This window comes from Streptomyces sp. NPDC025618 (assembly GCF_055558795.1).
In genome coordinates this window covers 1-17,238 of record NZ_JBVHLW010000039.1, presented here as the reverse complement: position 1 = coordinate 17,238, position 17,238 = coordinate 1, and the positions used below count along the sequence as shown (strand labels likewise).

14 protein-coding genes are annotated in these 17,238 nt (G+C 71.6%); 10 read left to right on the top strand and 4 right to left on the bottom strand.

Features of this window, described 5'->3' with window-relative positions; all coding sequences use genetic code 11:
• The 3 genes from ACZ4A5_RS25905 to ACZ4A5_RS25895 form a co-directional block, all read right to left on the bottom strand.
• A complete protein-coding gene (locus tag ACZ4A5_RS25905; protein WP_467588952.1) occupies window positions 1–393 on the bottom strand; it encodes a VOC family protein in 393 nt (130 codons plus the stop codon).
• A gap of 179 nt (window positions 394–572) precedes the next feature.
• On the bottom strand, window positions 573–1,904 hold the full coding sequence (locus ACZ4A5_RS25900) for an alkaline phosphatase family protein (protein ID WP_467588949.1): 1,332 nt from the start codon (window positions 1,902–1,904) through the stop codon (window positions 573–575).
• A gap of 196 nt (window positions 1,905–2,100) precedes the next feature.
• Window positions 2,101–2,472 (bottom strand): MmcQ/YjbR family DNA-binding protein, encoded by a 372-nt coding sequence (locus tag ACZ4A5_RS25895; protein ID WP_467588947.1) that lies wholly within the window; start codon window positions 2,470–2,472, stop codon window positions 2,101–2,103.
• A gap of 503 nt (window positions 2,473–2,975) precedes the next feature.
• On the opposite strand from ACZ4A5_RS25895, the gene ACZ4A5_RS25890 reads away from it, so the two are divergent.
• The 8 genes from ACZ4A5_RS25890 to ACZ4A5_RS25855 all read left to right on the top strand — a co-directional run bounded on the left by ACZ4A5_RS25890 (window position 2,976) and on the right by ACZ4A5_RS25855 (window position 12,392).
• Window positions 2,976–4,028: a methyltransferase gene (locus ACZ4A5_RS25890; RefSeq protein WP_467588943.1), complete on the top strand. Its 1,053-nt coding sequence runs from the start codon at window positions 2,976–2,978 to the stop codon at window positions 4,026–4,028.
• Window positions 4,029–4,078: 50 nt separating this feature from the next.
• A complete protein-coding gene (locus tag ACZ4A5_RS25885) occupies window positions 4,079–5,719 on the top strand; it encodes a carbamoyltransferase family protein (protein WP_467588941.1) in 1,641 nt (546 codons plus the stop codon).
• 43 nt (window positions 5,720–5,762) lie between these two features.
• Window positions 5,763–7,463: an FAD-dependent oxidoreductase gene (locus ACZ4A5_RS25880; protein ID WP_467588937.1), complete on the top strand. Its 1,701-nt coding sequence runs from the start codon at window positions 5,763–5,765 to the stop codon at window positions 7,461–7,463.
• Window positions 7,460–7,942 (top strand): adenylyl-sulfate kinase, encoded by a 483-nt coding sequence (locus tag ACZ4A5_RS25875; RefSeq protein ID WP_467588933.1) that lies wholly within the window; start codon window positions 7,460–7,462, stop codon window positions 7,940–7,942. The genes ACZ4A5_RS25880 and ACZ4A5_RS25875 overlap by 4 nt, the downstream gene beginning before the upstream one ends.
• Window positions 7,939–8,898, top strand: coding sequence for a sulfate adenylyltransferase subunit CysD (gene cysD, locus ACZ4A5_RS25870; protein ID WP_467588929.1), 960 nt, complete (start codon window positions 7,939–7,941; stop codon window positions 8,896–8,898). Before ACZ4A5_RS25875 ends, cysD begins: the two co-directional genes overlap by 4 nt.
• 145 nt (window positions 8,899–9,043) lie before the next feature.
• Window positions 9,044–10,489: an MFS transporter gene (locus tag ACZ4A5_RS25865; protein ID WP_467589034.1), complete on the top strand. Its 1,446-nt coding sequence runs from the start codon at window positions 9,044–9,046 to the stop codon at window positions 10,487–10,489.
• Between the two features lie 30 nt (window positions 10,490–10,519).
• Window positions 10,520–11,011 (top strand): MarR family winged helix-turn-helix transcriptional regulator, encoded by a 492-nt coding sequence (locus ACZ4A5_RS25860; protein WP_467588926.1) that lies wholly within the window; start codon window positions 10,520–10,522, stop codon window positions 11,009–11,011.
• Between the two features lie 139 nt (window positions 11,012–11,150).
• A complete protein-coding gene (locus tag ACZ4A5_RS25855; protein WP_467588922.1) occupies window positions 11,151–12,392 on the top strand; it encodes a xylan 1,4-beta-xylosidase in 1,242 nt (413 codons plus the stop codon).
• A gap of 177 nt (window positions 12,393–12,569) precedes the next feature.
• Here the strand turns inward: ACZ4A5_RS25855 and ACZ4A5_RS25850 are convergent, their stop codons facing one another.
• Complete coding sequence (locus ACZ4A5_RS25850; protein WP_467588919.1) at window positions 12,570–13,304, bottom strand: chitinase; 735 nt, start codon at window positions 13,302–13,304, stop codon at window positions 12,570–12,572.
• Between the two features lie 436 nt (window positions 13,305–13,740).
• Here ACZ4A5_RS25850 and ACZ4A5_RS25845 point away from each other — a divergent pair, with 436 nt between their 5' ends.
• Window positions 13,741–14,163: a cysteine/serine endopeptidase inhibitor gene (locus ACZ4A5_RS25845; RefSeq protein ID WP_467588915.1), complete on the top strand. Its 423-nt coding sequence runs from the start codon at window positions 13,741–13,743 to the stop codon at window positions 14,161–14,163.
• Window positions 14,164–14,380: 217 nt separating this feature from the next.
• Window positions 14,381–17,128: a discoidin domain-containing protein gene (locus ACZ4A5_RS25840; protein ID WP_467588912.1), complete on the top strand. Its 2,748-nt coding sequence runs from the start codon at window positions 14,381–14,383 to the stop codon at window positions 17,126–17,128.
• Window positions 17,129–17,238: the final 110 nt, after the last annotated feature.

Here is a 17,238-nt window from a genome sequence, read left to right as displayed (position 1 = left end):
TTACGGGAGGGGCGCGTAGAGGTCGACCACGTTGCCGTCGGGGTCCTTGACGATGGCGTAGCGCTGGCCCCAGACGGCGTCCCACGGCTTGAGGTGGCCCTCGTAGCCGGCGTCGACGAGCTCGGCGTACTTCCTGTCCACGCTCGCGGTGTCGGGGAACTCGAACGCGATGGCGAAGCGGTGCCCGCCGGTGGGGGCCTGCCACTCGGGGTCGTAGCTGCGCACCGTCGCGACGGTGTCCCAGGCGAGCCGGATGCCGCCGTCGAGCACGGCCTCGGTGTGCGGCGCGGAGTCGGCCTCGGCGGGGATCTCGACGCCCAGCTTCCGGTAGAACTCCAGCGACTTGGCCATGTCCTCGACCACCACGGCGAAGAGGGAAATCTTTGCTGACATGCGCGTTCCTTTCTTGCACTTTGAAATAGGTCTCCGCGCCGGGCCGTCTGATTTTTCCGGGGCCGACCGGACCGCGAAGTCCGAATGTGCCGGACGCGCCGTACGCTAGTGACCGCGCGTGACTTTGGCCAATCGGAGCGTCCCTCGCGGGGGTCAACGCCGCTGGCAGGGCGTCGATTTCAGGACAGCGGAACGCCGTCCCAATCAGCCGGCACGTCACGCCCCAGCAGAGCGCAGACAGTTGCGGGAATATCGACGGGCGCGGCGGTACGGCTCTGCCGTGTTCCGCCGGCGAATCGGGGACCGACAGCCGACCAGTAGGACTCCCGGCGGTGCCAGCCGCTCTGCCAGTCCCGGTGGACATGTGAGGCCCAGCGCGGGTCGCCCAGCGGAAGATAGCGCCAGTCGGCCGGCTCCAGGATGAGGTCGGGTGCGTGCACGGTGGCCTCGCCGGGATAGACCTCCTCCCGGCGGCGCACCGCCTCGAAGAAGGGCCTGCCCGTACGGGGGTTGCGCCGCTCCAGCAGCGCGGCCGCCAGATCGGTGCGGACCTTCTCGTAGTCACGCTCCGGGACGAGGCCGTGCTTGTAGCGGTCGCGCAGATTGATGTTCACCCCATGGGTGCCCTGAACCGCCTCGAAGGCCGCGCTGGCGGCCCACTCGACGCGGCCGTCCTCGGCGGTGGTCAGGAATCCCGCCTGTGCCATCTCGTCGTTGATGGAACAGTAATTGCGGAGCGGCCCGAAGCCTATCTCCGAGAAGGCCACCACGCTGGTGTGGTCGCCGGCCGCCCGCAAGGCGTCCTGGATCACCTGGTCGCAGGTGCGGTAGGCGGCGAAGACGGCGCTGTCCCGCTCGTGCTCGGGGCCGTGCTCCAGTTCCTGCCAGTAGATGTGCGAACAGCGGTCGATGCTCGTGAGGTTGACGATCACGACATCGGATTCCTCCAGCAGCGCCAGCGCCGCGCGGCCGCGCTGCACGTCCGCTTCCAGCAGCGAGGGCAGCAGCTCGTCGCGGTCCTGGCCGGTCCAGAAGATCGACACGTCGTGGACGGGACGGATGCCCTTCTTCGCCAGCGTGCGCTGGAGGCTGCGCGGGTGGCAGGCGTGGAGGGTGGCATACATCGGATAGGTGATCAGGGAACCGTCGAAGGGCTCCGGGGGGTGGGTGCCGAAGAGGCCGATCGAGGCGAACCTGACGCCGTGGAAGACCTCGTGCTGCCACAGCAGCGGATGGCGGCGGTGCTCGGGAGTCAGGACCTGCGGCGCGTACTCCGGGTCGTGACAGGTCCAGTAGGAGAAGAAGCCGTGGTCCGCGGCGCGTCGGCCGGTCAGGACACTGAGCAGTCCCGGCGGCTCGTAGGGGGTGCCCTCGGCGTGGAGCGGCCCGGAGGCCCCCTGCGAGCGCAGAGCGGCGAAGCCGGGCAGCAGCCCCTGGGCACACCAGCGGTCGAGCAGCTCGGGTGCCGCTCCCTCGGTGATGATGACGACGACACGCTGGCGAATGGTCACGGGCGACTCCCTCGGTGTGCGTGGCAGTGGGTATGCCGTCATCCGGGAGGCGCCGGAAAGGCCGAAGCGTTCCGGCGCCGGACAGGCGTCGATCGTCGGATCAAGCTAACAGCGGGACGAGGACTCTCTCCAGACGACGGAACGAAGGAAATTCAGAGAGAGACAGAGGCGGGAGAGGCGGGGGAGTGGGGTGGGGTCACACCTTGCGCAGGAGGCTCAGGCGTTCCCGTACCGCCTTCGGCAGCCCCGCCACCACGCGATCGTACGAATGCTCCACCATCTCCCGCAGCTCATCCACGGGAACCGTGCCGTTCAGGACAACCGTGTTCCAGTGCCGCTTGTTGACGTGGTAGCCGGGCACCACCGCCGCGTACTGCTCGCGCAGGTGCAGCGCCAGATCCGGTTCGCACTTCAGCGTGACCTGCGCCGGACGGTCCTCGGACGCGTCCTGGAGGATGGCGAAGACCTTCTGCTCCACCTTGAAGACCGCGGCTCCGGGGCCGAACGCCTCGTCGTCCACCGCCTCCGGCAGCTCCAGCGCGAAGTCGGAGAGTTCCTCTGGTGTCATCGCCGGTCCTTCTTCCTGCGGCCCGGCGAGGTCAGCCGTACCGCGTGGTCATGGGGTCGCCCAACAGCCTAGGGCCGGGGGAGGAGTTGCCGTGCGGCAGGGCGCGGCCGCTGATCCACGATGGCCGAAACAGTGCGGGAGGCTCCGGTCACGGCGAGGCGGTGCCGGACGGAATCTTGACGGGCGTTCCGGTGCTTGGCACAGTTTGGCTGGCTCCACACAGGTTTTCGGTGGACCGTTTGCTTCTTCTCCCGGTGCTGCCCGGTCGCAGTACCGGTGTCCGTGCGATCCGTGTGCCGCCCGCGCCGTCCCTGAACGGCCCGCGCGCCACCTCTCCCGGCCGTCCGCCGCCGGTGCCCGCAGCGCCGCCCCGCCCGCCGGGGCGGCTCCGAGGCCCGCACGCCGCCCGCGGCCGCGTCCGCGCACCCCGTCTCCCCGGACCTGGCCGCACCCGCCCTGTCCTCATGCCGCCTGCCCCCCGATGCCCTGTGGAGGACCCCCGTATGACCGTGGCGCAGACACCCGAGAACGCCGAGGCCGCGGCTGCCCGCGCCGCAGCGGAAGAGACCGTGAACGACATCCTGCAAGGGGCGTGGAAGGCCCGCGCCATCCACGTGGCCGTCGAACTCGGCGTCCCGGAACTGCTCCAGGAGGGCCCCCGGACCGCGGCCGCCCTCGCCGAGGCCACCGGCGCGCACGAGCAGACCCTGCGCAGACTGCTCCGCCTCCTCGCCACGGTGGGTGTCTTCGACGACCTCGGCCACGACGACCTGTTCGCCCAGAACGCCCTCTCCGCCGTCCTGCTGCCCGACCCCGCGAGCCCGGTCGCCACCGACGCGCGCTTCCAGGCGGCCCCCTGGCACTGGCGGGCCTGGGAGCAGCTCGCGCACAGCGTCCGCACCGGCGAGGCGTCCTTCGACGTGGCCAACGGCACCTCGTTCTGGCAGCTCACCCACGAGGACCCGGACGCGCGGGAGCTGTTCAACCGCGCCATGGGGTCGGTCTCCCTCGCCGAGGCCGGCCAGGTCGCCGCGGCCTACGACTTCTCCGGCGCCGCGACCGTCGTGGACATCGGCGGCGGCCGCGGCAGCCTCATGGCCGCCGTCCTCGACGCCTTCCCCGGCCTGCGCGGCACCCTGCTGGAGCGCCCGCCCGTCGCCGAGGAGGCCCGCGAACTCCTCACCGGCCGCGGCCTCGCGGACCGGTGCGAGATCCTGCCCGGCGACTTCTTCGAGACCATCCCCGACGGCGCCGACCTCTACCTCATCAAGCACGTCCTGCACGACTGGGACGACGACGACGTCGTACGCATCCTCCGCCGCATCGCCGCCGCCATGACGCCGGACTCCCGGCTCCTGGTCATCGACAACCTCATCGACGAGCGGCCCGCCGCCTCGACGCTCTTCGTCGACCTGCTGCTGCTCGTTCTCGTCGGCGGTGCCGAGCGCTCGGAGAGCGAGTTCGCCGCGCTGCTGGAGAAGTCGGGCCTGACAGTGGAGCGCTCGCTGCCCTGCGGCGCGGGCCCGGTGCGCATCGTCGAGATCCGCAGGGCCTGAGCCCGCCCCTCCTGACCGAAGCCGGCCACAGCTGAAGGAGCAATGACACCATGACGGTGCTGGGTCTGGGTGGATCCGGACACGACTGGGCCTCCTGTGCCACCGACGGCCGACGGCTGGTGGCGATCGACGAGGAACGGCTGGTCCGCAGCAAGTACGGCCTGGGAGCCGACCTCCTGGCGGGCCACAGCCGGCGCGCCGTCCTCGACGCCCTCGGCACGACCGCCGAGGCCGTGGAGCACGTGGTGGCCTGCGAGCTCGTACCACGCCCCTTCTACCACTCGTTCCGCAAGCGCGTGACGGTCGTCAACCACCATCTCGCGCACGCCTACAGCGCGTTCGGCGCCTCCGGCATGACCCGCGCCGCCGTACTGGTCTGCGACAACTCCGGCAGCCTGGTGACCGGTCTGAAGTCCGGCCCCGGGCCGCGCGAGGCGGAGACGATCAGCTGCTACACCGCCGACGCCTCCGGGCTGCGCCTGGTCAACCGGGTCGCAGGGACCCACGCCGTGGACGCCACCTCCGAGAGCGCCTACTACCAGCCGGGCGAGACCGACAACTCGCTCGGCCACTTCTACCGCTCGGCCAGCCTCGCCCTCGGCCTCGCCTACACCGGCCCCAAGACCCGCTACCCCGTCAGCGAGGACGGCAAGACCATGGGCCTCGCGCCCTACGGCGACGACCGCTTCGTCGACGAGGTCGCCGAGCTGGTCACCCTGCTGCCCGAGGGCGGCGTGCAGATCTCGGCGAGCAAGGTGAACCACGTCTTCGAACGACTGGTTGAATCGGGCGAGTTCGAGGACCGGGCGGCCCTGGCCTACGCCGCCCAGGAGACCCTGGAACGCGCCCTCCTGCACTGCGCCCGGGACCTGCACCGCCGCACCGGGTTGACGGACCTGTGCATCGCCGGCGGCGTCGGCCTCAACAGCGTCGCCAACGGCCGGATCCTGCGCGAGACCCCCTTCGAGCGGGTCTTCGTCGTGCCGGCCGCCGGCGACAACGGGATCAGCCTCGGCTGCGCCTACTACGGCCTCCACCAGCTGGAGGGCCTTGCGCCCGCGGAGCTCCCCGTCCTCGACACCGCCTACCTCGGGCCCGACTACTCCACCGAGCGCGTCGACGCGGCCCTGGCCGCCTCGGGCTTCACCGTCGAGACCCCCGACGACCTGCCCGGCAGGGTCGCCGGCCTGCTCGCCCAAGGCAAGATCATCGGCTGGTTCGACGGCCGCTCCGAGTTCGGCCCCCGGGCCCTGGGACACCGCAGCATTCTCGCCGCACCCTTCCCCGCGTCCGTACGGGACCACCTCAACGACAACGTCAAACACCGCGAGTGGTTCCGCCCGTACGCGCCCATCGTGCGCGAGGACCGGGCGGCGGACTACTTCGACCTCGCCCAGCCCTCCCCGTTCATGCTGGTCGTCGCGCGCGTGACCCGGCAGGACGCCATCCCGGCCGCCACCCACGTGGACGGCACCGCCCGGCTCCAGACGCTGAACGCCGCGCAGAACCCCAAGGTGTACGAGCTGCTCGGCAGGTTCGAGTCGCTCACCGGCTGTGCCGTGCTGCTCAACACCTCCTTCAACGTCGCGGGCCAGCCCATCGTCGAGACCCCGGAGGACGCCGTCGAGGCGTTCGCGGGCATGCGCCTGGACCACCTCGTCGTCGGGGACCGGCTGGCGGCCAAGTCCTGACAGCGGCCCGAGACCCGCGACCGGCAGGGAGGAGAGCCCAGCGGTGGACGTCCCGGTGCTCGTCGTCGGAGGAGGACCGACGGGCTTGGCGATGGCGCTCTTCCTCGCACGCCACGGCGTCGGCACCCTGCTGGTCGAACGGCGTACGACCACCTCGCCCGTCCCGCGCGCCACCCACGTCAGCCGCCGCTCCATGGAACTCTTCCGCGAGGCGGGCCTGGAGGAGGAGATCCGCCGGGTGGGGTTCGAGGTCGTGCGCGAGGACGACCCACGGCTGCGGACCCGCCCCGAACGCCACCTCCCCCGAGTGGTCCTGGAAGCCGCCTCGCTCGCCGGCCCCGAACCGGCGCGGGTGCTGGAGACCGGCGACGAGGAACTGGCCGTACCCGGCCCCTGCGCGCCCTTCTGGTGCGGCCAGGACCGGATGGAACCGCTGCTCGCGAAGGCCGCCGCGCGCCATGGCGCCGACGTGCGCTTCGGGCACGAACTGACCGGCCTGTGGCCGGGGGAGGACCGGACGCGGGCCCGCGTCCGGGACGCAGGGACGGGCCGGACCTATACGGTCGACGCCCGCTTCGTCGTCGCCGCCGACGGCGCGCGCGGCCGGATCGCGGAGGGCGTGGGCATCGCGCGGGAGGGGCTGGGCACCGTCGCCCACCGGGTGAGCATCCTCTTCCGCGCCGACCCGGGCCGCTGGGCGCGCGACCGGCGGTTCTTCATGTGCATGATCCAGAACCCCGGGTTCGACGGCGCGGTGATGGAGCTCAACACCCCGGGCCGCTGGTGCGCGGCGGTGGACTACGACCCGGCCCGCGCCGAACCCGACGGCAGCTACTCCGAGCGCACCTGCCTCGACCTGGTCCGGGCCGCTGTCGGCGACGGCGGGAGCGACGCGCGGATCGACACCGTCTTCCACTGGAAGGCCCGGCACCGCATAGCGGCGGCCTACCGCAGCGGAGCGGTGTTCCTCATCGGCGACGCCGCCCACCTCCACCCGCCCTCCGGGGGCTATGGCTCCAACGTCGGATTCCAGGACGCGCACAACCTCGCCTGGAAGATCGCCGCCGTGCTCGGCGGCTGGGCCGGACCGCGGCTCCTGGACACCTACGACGAAGAGCGCCGCCCGGTGGGAAAGGCGACGGCGGACCAGTCGATGCTCCTCGACGGCGTGCCGCCGGAGCCGCTGGGAGGAAGCGTCCGCTGCGACCCCCGGACCCTGATCATGGGATACCGCTACAGCTCCGCCGCCGTCCTCGGCGCCTCGCCCGGACCCGCCTTCCCTCCGGTCTTCGCCCTGCGGGGAGACCCGGGCACCCGGCTGCCGCACCTGTGGCTGCGCGCGGACAGCGGAAGGCGCGTCTCCACGCTCGACCTGTGCCACGGGCGCCTCGTCCTGCTCTCCGCCGACCCGGTCTGGGCGGAGGCCGCCGCACGGACGGCGAAGGAGACGAACATCCCCCTCCGGGGCCATCACCTGGCGGCCACCGGCGGCGAACTCGCCGACCCCGCCGACGACTTCCCGCGAGCCTGCGGAACCGGGCCCGCGGGCGCCGTGCTCGTACGGCCGGACGGCATGGTGGCCTGGCGCGCGGCCCGGGACGCGCCACCGGGCCCGGACAGGGCGCAGGACCTGATCACGGCGGCGGCGACCCGGGTCCTCGCGCTGCCCGAACGCGCGGCGCCGGTGCCCGGTCCGCCGCGGTTGTCACGCACTACCCATCGGCGAGTCGGGAGCGACGGGTGAACCCTCAATCCTTCTGCACGTGCTGGCCGGGCGCCACCGTATGGCTGACGGGCCCGCCGGGCGCGGGCAAGACGACGATCGCCCGCGCGCTGGCGGAGCGGCTGCGCGAGCGGGGCCGGCGCGTGGAAGTGCTCGACGGCGACGGGACCCGCGCGCTCCTGTCCGCGGGCTCCTCGCCCGCGGACCGCGACACCGGCATGCGGCGGATCGGCCTGATCGCCGAGGTCCTGGCGCGCAACGGCATCGTCGTCCTCGTCCCGGTGACCGCCTCCCCCGCGGCCGGCCGCGAAGACGTACGCAGACGCCACGAGAGGTCCGGCACCGCGCATCTGGAGGTACGGGTGGTGCGGGACGAGGTGCCCGCGCGAGGGCTCCCGGCGCCGCCCGGCACCGAGCTGCGGCTCCCGGTGCGCGAGCGGAGCGCCGAGGAGTCGGCGCGGGCGCTGCACCGGCTCCTGGCGGAGAGGGAGCTCGCTTGAACCCCCGGCGGAGCGGGCCGTACGCCGCGGGGCGCGACGGGACCCACGGGACGGCACGGCCGCACGGGCTGACCCACCTGGACCTGCTGGAGTCGGAGTCCGTCCACATCTTCCGCGAGGTGGCGGGCGAGTTCGAGCGGCCGGTGATCCTCTTCTCCGGCGGCAAGGACTCCATCGTCATGCTGCACCTGGCGCTGAAGTCCTTCGCGCCCGCGCCCGTGCCGTTCGCGCTGCTGCACGTGGACACCGGCCACAACTTCCCGGAAGTGATCGCCTACCGGGACCGCGTCGTGGCGGCGCTCGGCCTGCGGCTGGAGGTGGCCTCCGTACAGGAGTTCATCGACAACGGCAGCGTGCGCGAACGTCCCGACGGCACCCGCAACCCGCTGCAGACGGTGCCACTGCTGGACGCGATCGAGCGCCACCGCTTCGACGCCGTCTTCGGCGGCGGCCGCCGCGACGAGGAGAAGGCCCGCGCCAAGGAGCGCGTGTTCTCCCTGCGGGACGAGTTCGGCGGCTGGGACCCGCGCCGCCAGCGGCCCGAATTGTGGCAGCTCTACAACGGCCGTCACGCACCCGGCGAACACGTCCGCGTCTTCCCGCTGTCCAACTGGACCGAGCTCGACGTGTGGCAGTACATCGCCCGCGAGACGATCGAACTCCCCTCGATCTACTACGCCCATGAGCGCGAGGTCTTCCGGCGGAGCGGCATGTGGCTGGCGCCCGGGGAATGGGGCGGGCCGCGGGACGGGGAGGCGGTGGAGAAGCGCCGGGTGCGCTACCGCACGGTGGGCGACATGTCCTGCACCGGCGCGGTGGACTCGGCCGCGGCCACCGTGGCCGACGTCATCGCCGAGATCGCCGTCTCCCGGCGCACGGAACGAGGCGCGACCCGGGCCGACGACAAGCTGTCGGAAGCGGCCATGGAGGACCGCAAGCGGGAGGGGTACTTCTGAGCGGGCCGGGTGACGTCTCCTCGCGGTACGTCCAGCCGAGCGCTTCGCGCGGGGGATCGCAGGGCAGCAAGCGGAGGACTAGTCCCTAAGTATGAAGTCCCCTACTCCGTTTGTCTGTTGAGGGCGAGGACGCCACCTGAGGATGATGCAGTCCATGTCACAGTTACTTTCCGGAAAGGACGGCGCCCAAGAGGCGCGCGGTCGCGGCGGGTCCACCTGGGTGGCGGTCCTCGCCGCCTGCGTGGGGCAGTTCGTGGTGGTCCTCGACGTGTCCGTCATCAATGTCGCGCTGCCGTCGATCCGTTCCGGCCTCGACATCGGTGAGACGGGCCTGCAGTGGGTCGTCAACGCCTACGTCATCACCTTCGCGGGCTTCCTGCTGCTCGGCGGCCGGGCCTCCGATCTGTTCGGCCGCAAGGCGGTGTTCGTCTTCGGCCTCGGGGTGTTCACCGCCGCGAGCCTGCTGGGCGGCCTCGCGCAGGCGCCGTGGATGCTCATCGTCGCGCGCGCCCTGCAGGGCATCGGGGCGGCCGTGCTCTCACCCGCCACCCTGGCCATCCTCACGACCACGTTCCCCGAAGGCCCGGCACGCGTCAAAGCCGTCGCGATCTGGACGGCGGTCGGCACGGGCGGCGGCGCCGCCGGCGGCCTCATCGGCGGCCTGCTCACCGACTACCTCTCGTGGCGCTGGGTGTTGCTGATCAACGTGCCGCTCGGCCTGATCGTGATCGTCGCGACCGTGGCCTGGCTGGCCGAGAGCCGCAGCGACCAGGCGCGGCGGCGCCGGCTGGACCTCCCCGGAGCGGTGCTGGTGACACTCGGCGTCGGCAGCCTGGCGTACGGCATCTCGCAGAGCGAGGGGCACGGCTGGGGCTCGGCGCGCACCCTCGCCTTCCTGATCGCCGGCGCCGTGGCGCTCGCGGCCTTCGTCGCCGTGGAGCAGCGCACACGCGAGCCGCTGATGCCGCTCGGCATCTTCCGGGTGCGCTCGGTGTCTGCGGCCAACGCCATCACCGTCGTCAGCGGCATGGGCTTCTACGCGATGTGGTACTTCCTCTCGCTCTACATGCAGAACGTGCTGAAGTACTCAGCGGTGCAGACCGGCCTGGCCCTGCTCCCGCACACCGCCACCATCATCCTCTCCGCGCAGTTCGCACCCCGCCTGATGCGGTGGATCAAGGGGCGCACCCTCCTCGTGATCGCGGGGCTGCTCACCGCGGCGGGCTTCATCTGGCAGGGCGACATGGACGCCGACGGCTCCTTCCTGGTCACCCTGCTCGGTCCGGGCGTCGTGTTCTCCTTCGGCGCGGGCCTGATGATGACGCTCCTCGCGGTCTCCGCCACGACGGGCGTGGAGCTCTCCGAATCGGGCCTGGTGGCCGGCCTCGCCAACACCTCGCGCACCATGGGCGGCGCGCTCGGCCTGTCCGTCCTCGCCTCCGTCGCCGCCCGTCGCACGGCCGACGTGGGGTCCGGCGCCCACGCCCTGGCTTCCGGTTACGGCCGGGCGTTCGTCGTCTCCGGGGTCATCATCCTGGTGAGCATGCTGATGATCCCCTTCCTCCCCAAGCCACAGACCTCGGCGGAATGACCTGTGGGCACGGACATACGAGGAGGATCTGTGGGGCAGGAGTCGCAGCCGCGGTGGCTCACCGATGAGGAACAGCGCGTGTGGCGCGCCTATTTGCAGGCCACCAGGCTGGTGGAGGACCACCTGGACCGCCGGCTCCAGCGCGAGGCGGGCATGCCGCATCTCTATTACGGGCTGCTCGTCCAGCTCTCCGAGGCCCCCCGCCGGGGGATCCGGATGACCGACCTGGCGCGCCAGGCGAAGATCACCCGGCCCCGGCTCTCGCACGCGGTCACCCGCCTGGAGAAGCTCGGCTGGGTGCGCCGGGAGTCGTGCTACGGAGACAAGCGCGGCCAGAACGCCGTCCTCACGGACGAGGGCCGCGAGGTCCTGGAGAAGGCGGCCCCGGGCCACGTCGCCGCGGTGCGCGCGGCCGTCTTCGACAACCTCACCCCGGAGCAGATCCAGCAACTGGGCCGGATCTGCCGGGCGATGGAGGAAGGGCTCGACAGGGAAGGAGCGGATCTTCCCTGGCTCCGCTGAGACGGGCGGCCGTCACGAGCGTGGGGGCCGTCAGGATCTGACATGGCCCCACCGCCTCCCGCACGTGGATCCGGCCGGCCGCGCCCCGGATCCACGTGAGCCCGGGAGAAGACAGGACGGCACGGATATTCTGGATGCCGTGGAACGACACGACGGGGCACCGGGCTGGGGCTTCACCCATACCCAGCACAGCGCGGAACACGGTGAACCTGACGCCACCCGCAGAGCCGGTGCCCTGCTCTCCGCACGGCCCCTGCCGCAGAACCAGCACATCATGGGCTGGGGCGCGGAGAATCCCGAACCGGCGCCCGGACGTTACGACTTCGAGGCGCTCGACGACCGCGTCGCCCTGATGCGCGCCACGGGGGCCACGCCCGTCCTCACGCTGTGCGCGGCCCCCGACTGGATGAAGGGCGGCCGGGCCGGGCGCACCGACTGGTCCCGGCTGGAGGCCGCCCCCGATCCCCGGCACTACGCCGACTTCGCCCGGCTCGCGGGGGTGATCGCCCAACGCTATCCGGACATCCGGCACTTCCTCGTGTGGAACGAAATGAAGGGCTTCTACGACGAGGGCAAACGGCGCTGGGACTACGAGGGTTACACGCGGCTGTACAACCTCGTCCACGCGGAGTTGAAGCGGCGGAACCCCCGCAACCTGGTGGGCGGCCCCTATGTGGTGGTCGACCACGATCCGCCCGCCGATGCCCCGGAGGACCGCTCACGCGAACTGCGCGGCCCCTGGGGCGAACTCGACCAGCGCTCCGCCGACGTCATCCGCTACTGGAGCGCGCACAAGGCGGGCGCGGACTTCGTCGTCGTCGACGGGTCGAGCTACACCCGCGAGGGCCACCGGGCGCTCCCCGACGAGTTCGCCGCCACCGAGAAGTTCGCCGACGTCACCCGCTGGGTGAGGAGCGTGACCGGGCTCCCGGTGTGGTGGGCCGAGTGGTACGTCGAGCCGCCCGCCGAGGACGACAGGCCCGGCGGCCGGGACGGCTGGGGCGAGCAGCACCGCATCGCCGTGCACGCCACCGCGATGATGCGGCTGGCGGAGAGCGGCGCGTCCGCGGCCTTCTACTGGAACCCGCAGCGCACTGGGAAGGCGTGCCCCGGATGCCTGTGGCGGAGCACCCATCTGTCCGACGGGGGAGGGGAGTTGCCCATGGCGCGGCTGCTGAGGAACTTCGCCCGCGAATTCCCTCCGGGCACCGCCTTCCGGCCGGTCGCCGCCACGGCCGGGGCGGGGGACAGGATCCAGGTCCTCGCCGACGACGCGGCCGTGCTCGTCGTCAACACCGAGTGTCGTCCGGTGGCGGCCGTGGTGGAGGGGCAGGCGCTGTCCCTCGCCCCGTACGAGGTGCGCTGGCTGGCCCGCCCGTGATCCCGTGCCGCGGCCGTCGGACGGGAATTGCCGAACAGTGCAGTTCATGAATGAGGGAGAGCGAACACCAGCACTCGCGATGATGCGGACACGGTCCACCCAAACGCTTTGCGTATGAAACGGGCGGTCACCTCGACGGTGCCGCCCGTTTCCGATTGCCCGAAAGGGCAATCGGGGTCAGCAGTACAGATTGCCGCCCGGCGCCACATGGAGAATGCCGGTGAAACGCTGGTAGTTCGACACCCGGCTCTGGACCTGGGCGGGGTTGCGGCCGTCGCACTCCAGGCTGCCGTTGATGCTGCGGATGGTCTGCCCGAATCCGCGGCCGTTGACCATCGCCTCGTGCGGGGTCATGGTCCCGGGGCCGCGCTGGGTGTTCCAGTACCACAGGGCGGTCTTCCAGGAGACGGCCGCGTCGGTCTGCACGAGCGAGGGACGGTGGAGCAGGTCGATGCCGAGGGCGTCCCCCGCCGCCTTGTAATTGAAGTTCCAGCTGATCTGGAGGGGGCCGCGGCCGTAGTAGGCGGCCTGGCCGGCCGGGCAGCCGTAGGGCTGGCTCCGGTCGCAGTAGTGGGGGTAGTTGGCGGTGTTCTGCTCCACGACGTAGACCAGCCCGCCGGTCTCGTGGGAGACGTTGGCGAGGAAGGCGGCGGCCTCCTGCTTCCGGGTCTCGGCGCTGCCGGTGCCCGCGAAGCCGGGGTACGCGCTCAGCGCGGCGACCAGGCCCTGGTACGTATAGAACGCGTTCCGCTTCGGGAACATCTGCTTGAACTGGGCCTCGCTCACCGGAAAGGCGGCCCGCGTGGCACCCCGCGGGCCGACGGCACCCGCGGTGCCGGCCGGAGCGAGGACGGTTATGCCGACCAGGGCCAGTGCGGCCAACAGCAGGGCGGCGATGCGATTTCTTCTCATGGCGGCTCCTGTGGGGGAAAAGATGAGTGACGCCGGCCGACGGTGAATCGGGCCCGATCGGCGTGTTGTCGCCATCGCGCAGTGAATAACTCCCCTGAGTTTGCTGTCAATAGCAGGCACCGTGTCCGGCCGAACTCAATGTATTGAGCAATGTTTTCAGGACAACTGCGCCTGAAAGGGCTTGCGGGAGCAACGAGGAGCATGTCCTCATATGCCGGAAGCCGGGCACGTGCCGAGGAAATGCCGCTGTCCTGCGGCTTCGTGGGCCGACGGGCTCCACGGCTGCGTCATGCCGTCATCCGCTGTTCCGGGCGGGAGTCGCCCTGAATGACCTATGGGCGACGGCCCGTGCACAACGACCCATGCGCGACGGCCCGTGCACAACGCCTGGTGAACAAACCCCTCATGAACAACCCCTCATGAACAAGGAGAGAACATGCGCGCATTGAAGACCCTCCGATACGCGGCCCCCGTCCTGGTCGCCGCCGTCACCGGTATCGCCCTCGGCGCCGGACCCGCGGCCGCTGACGTCCCGATCGGCCAGTCGATGAGCGGCAAGATGACGTACTACACCGACAAGGGCTACGGCGCCTGCGGCACCCCCATCGACGCCACCTCCCAGGACCTCGTCGCGGTCCCGGCGTCGTGGTGGACCTCCGCCAACCCCAACAACGACCCGCTGTGCAAGGGCATATCGGTGGAGGTCAGCTACCAGGGCAAGACCATCAGAGTGCCGGTGAAGGACAAGTGTCCTTCGTGCGACCGGACCCACATCGACCTCAGCAAGACGGCCTTCCAGAAGCTGGCACCGCTCGACAAGGGCGTGATCAACGGCATCACCTGGAAGTTCGTCCGCTGACGCCGCCCCGCCGGGGCCCCTCTCGCCAGGGGCCCCGGCGGGCCCCTGGCCGCCCGGACCCAGCGGGCCACGCCCGGTTCGCCATGGCCTTCCGGCGTGTCGGCGCGGGGTTCTTCGTCTTCAAGAGTCATAAAGACAACCACGACTGTTGACGTTATGAGTTCATCAAATTTAAGGTCGCGGGACTCTTGGAACACAGGCAAGACGACGGAGAACAATGACGTACTCCCCCGGCGCGCGGCCGCGTCCGGCCCGGCTGTCCGCACTGCTGCTCGCGGGCGCGCTCGTCGCCTCGGCGCCGCCCGCGGCCGCCGCGCCGACGCCGCGACCCCCCACCGCCGACCCTTCCGCCGCTGCCGCTTCCCCCGCCGGCTGCCGGACCGGTGACGGCTGGACCCTCGACTCCACCCGTATCGACACCGGCGACACCGACCACGCCTACGTCGGCAACGGCTATCTGGGGCAGCGCGTACCGCCCAACGGCGCCGGCTACACCGACAGCGACGGCAAGACCGGCTGGCCGCTCTTCACCCCGGGATACGACGGCTCGTTCGTCTCCGGGCTCTACGCGCACAACCAGCAGACCGCCGCCGACCGGCAGGCCGTCGCCGCGCTCCCCACCTGGACCGGACTCACCGTCGGCACCGGCGGCCAACACGGTGACGTCTTCGACTCTTCGACGAAGCCGGGCCGGATCTCGGGATATCGCCAGACCCTCTTCCAGAGCTGCGGCATCGTCCGGACCTCCCTGACCTGGACCGCCGTCGACGGGCGCAGGACCGACCTCGTCTACGACGTGCTGGCCGACCGCGACGACCCGCACACGGGCGCCGTACGGCTGCGCATGACGCCGCGCTGGAGCGGCGACGCCACCGTCACCGACCTGCTGGACGGACGCGGCGCGCGGCGCATGCGGCAGACCGGCGGCGGTGACCGCACCGGTGGGACCGGCCGGGACGGCCGGACCATGGACGTGGCCTTCCGCACCGACGGCACGGACACCGACGGCGCCGTCGCCTCCACCCTGCGGGCCGGGCGCGGTGTGCACGCGACCGGGGGCCGGCGCGCCGGATCCGCGAAGGACTTGAGCGCCGAGCAGTCCCTCACCTTCCCCGTCCGCGAGGGCCACGCGTACGAACTCACCAAATACGTGGGCGTCGACACCGCGCTGACCTCGCACGCGCCCCGCCAGGACGCCACCGCCGCCGCACTGCGCGCGGCCCGGCGCGGCTGGGACGGGCTGCTGCGCGCCCACACCGCGGCCTGGGCCCGGCTGTGGCACTCCGACATCGAGGTGCCGGGACAGCCCGACCTTCAGGCGTGGGTGCGCTCCGCCCGATACGGGCTGCTGTCCAGCACCCGGCAGGGCGCGGCCAACAGCATCGCCCCGACCGGGCTGACCAGCGATAACTACGCGGGCCTCGTCTTCTGGGACGCCGAGACCTGGATGTACCCGGCCCTGCTGGCCACCGCGCCCGAACTCGCCAGGACCGTCGTCGACTACCGCTACCGGACCCTCCCGGGAGCCCGCGAGAACGCCCGCGGGCTCGGCTACCAAGGGCTCTTCTACCCCTGGAACAGCGGCAGCAAGGGCGACCTGGCCCAGGAGTGCCACAGCGTCGACCCGCCCCACTGCCGCACCCAGATCCATCTCCAGTCGGACATCTCCCTCGCCACCTGGCAGTACTACCTCGCCACCGGCGACACCGCCTGGCTGCGCGAGCGCGGCTGGCCGGTGCTGAAGGGAATCGCCGACTTCTGGGCCGGGAGGGTCACCCCCAACGCCGACGGCAGCTACTCCATCAAGGACACCGCGGGCCCCGACGAGTACAGCAACGGCGTCGACGACGCGGTCTTCACCAACGCCGGGGCCGTCACCGCCCTGCGCAACGCCGCCCGTGCCGCGCGCTTGCTGGGCGAGCGCGCGCCGGGGGAGTGGACGTCGGTCGCCGACAGGATCCGGATCCCGTACGACGCGCGGCACAAGGTCTTCCAGCAGTACGACGGCTACCCCGGCAGCAGGATCAAGCAGGCCGACACGGTGCTGCTGACGTACCCCCTGGAATGGCCGATGTCCCGGGCCGACGCGGCACGCACCCTCGACTACTACGCCCAGCGCACCGACCCCGACGGCCCCGCCATGACGGACTCGGTCCACGCCATCGACGCGGCCGCCACAGGTGAACCGGGCTGCTCGGCATACACCTATCTGCAGCGCTCCGTCCGGCCGTTCGTACGCGGTCCCTTCGACCAGTTCTCCGAGGCCCGCGGTACCAAGGCGGGCGCCGACGACCCGCTGGCCGGTGCGCCCGCCCAGGACTTCCTGACCGGCAAGGGCGGCTTCCTCCAGATCTTCACCAACGGCCTGACCGGCATGCGGATGCGCGAGGACCGGCTCCACCTCGACCCGACGCTGCCCCCGCAGCTCGGTCGCGGCGTCACCCTGCGCGGCCTGCGCTGGCAGGGCCGCACGTACGACATCGCCATCGGCGCCCACGACACCACCGTGCGGCTCACCGAGGGCGCGCCCATGACCCTCGACACCCCGCAGGGCGAGCAGGTCCTCACCAAGGCCGCACCGGCGGTCCTCAAGACCCGCCGCCCCGACCTCACCCCCACCGACAACCTGGCCCGCTGCACCACCGCCACGGCCACCTCCGAGGAATCCGGGATGTACGCGGCGGCCGCCGTGGACGGAAATCCCGCCACGGCCTGGGTCCCCGGCGGGCCGAACGGTGAACTGACCACCGACCTGGGCAAGTCCGTACGCGTCACCAAGGCCACCCCCGTCTGGACCGGCCCGGCACCGGCCTCGTACAGCGTCCGGCTCTCGCTCGACGGCCGGCACTGGCACGAGGCCGTCGCGGGCGGCGGGCCCGTCTCCGCGCGATACGTACGCGTCGCTCTGCACGGCCAGACCGGTACCAAGTCCCGCACAGGGATCGCCGAGCTGACCGTCTCGTAGCGAGTCTCGTAGCGGGGGGGGGGGGGGGGGGGGGGGGGGGGGGGGGGGCTTGGGGGGGGGGGGGGGGGGGGAATAAACATATCTCCCGGCGAAAGAGAAGGCGCTCACAA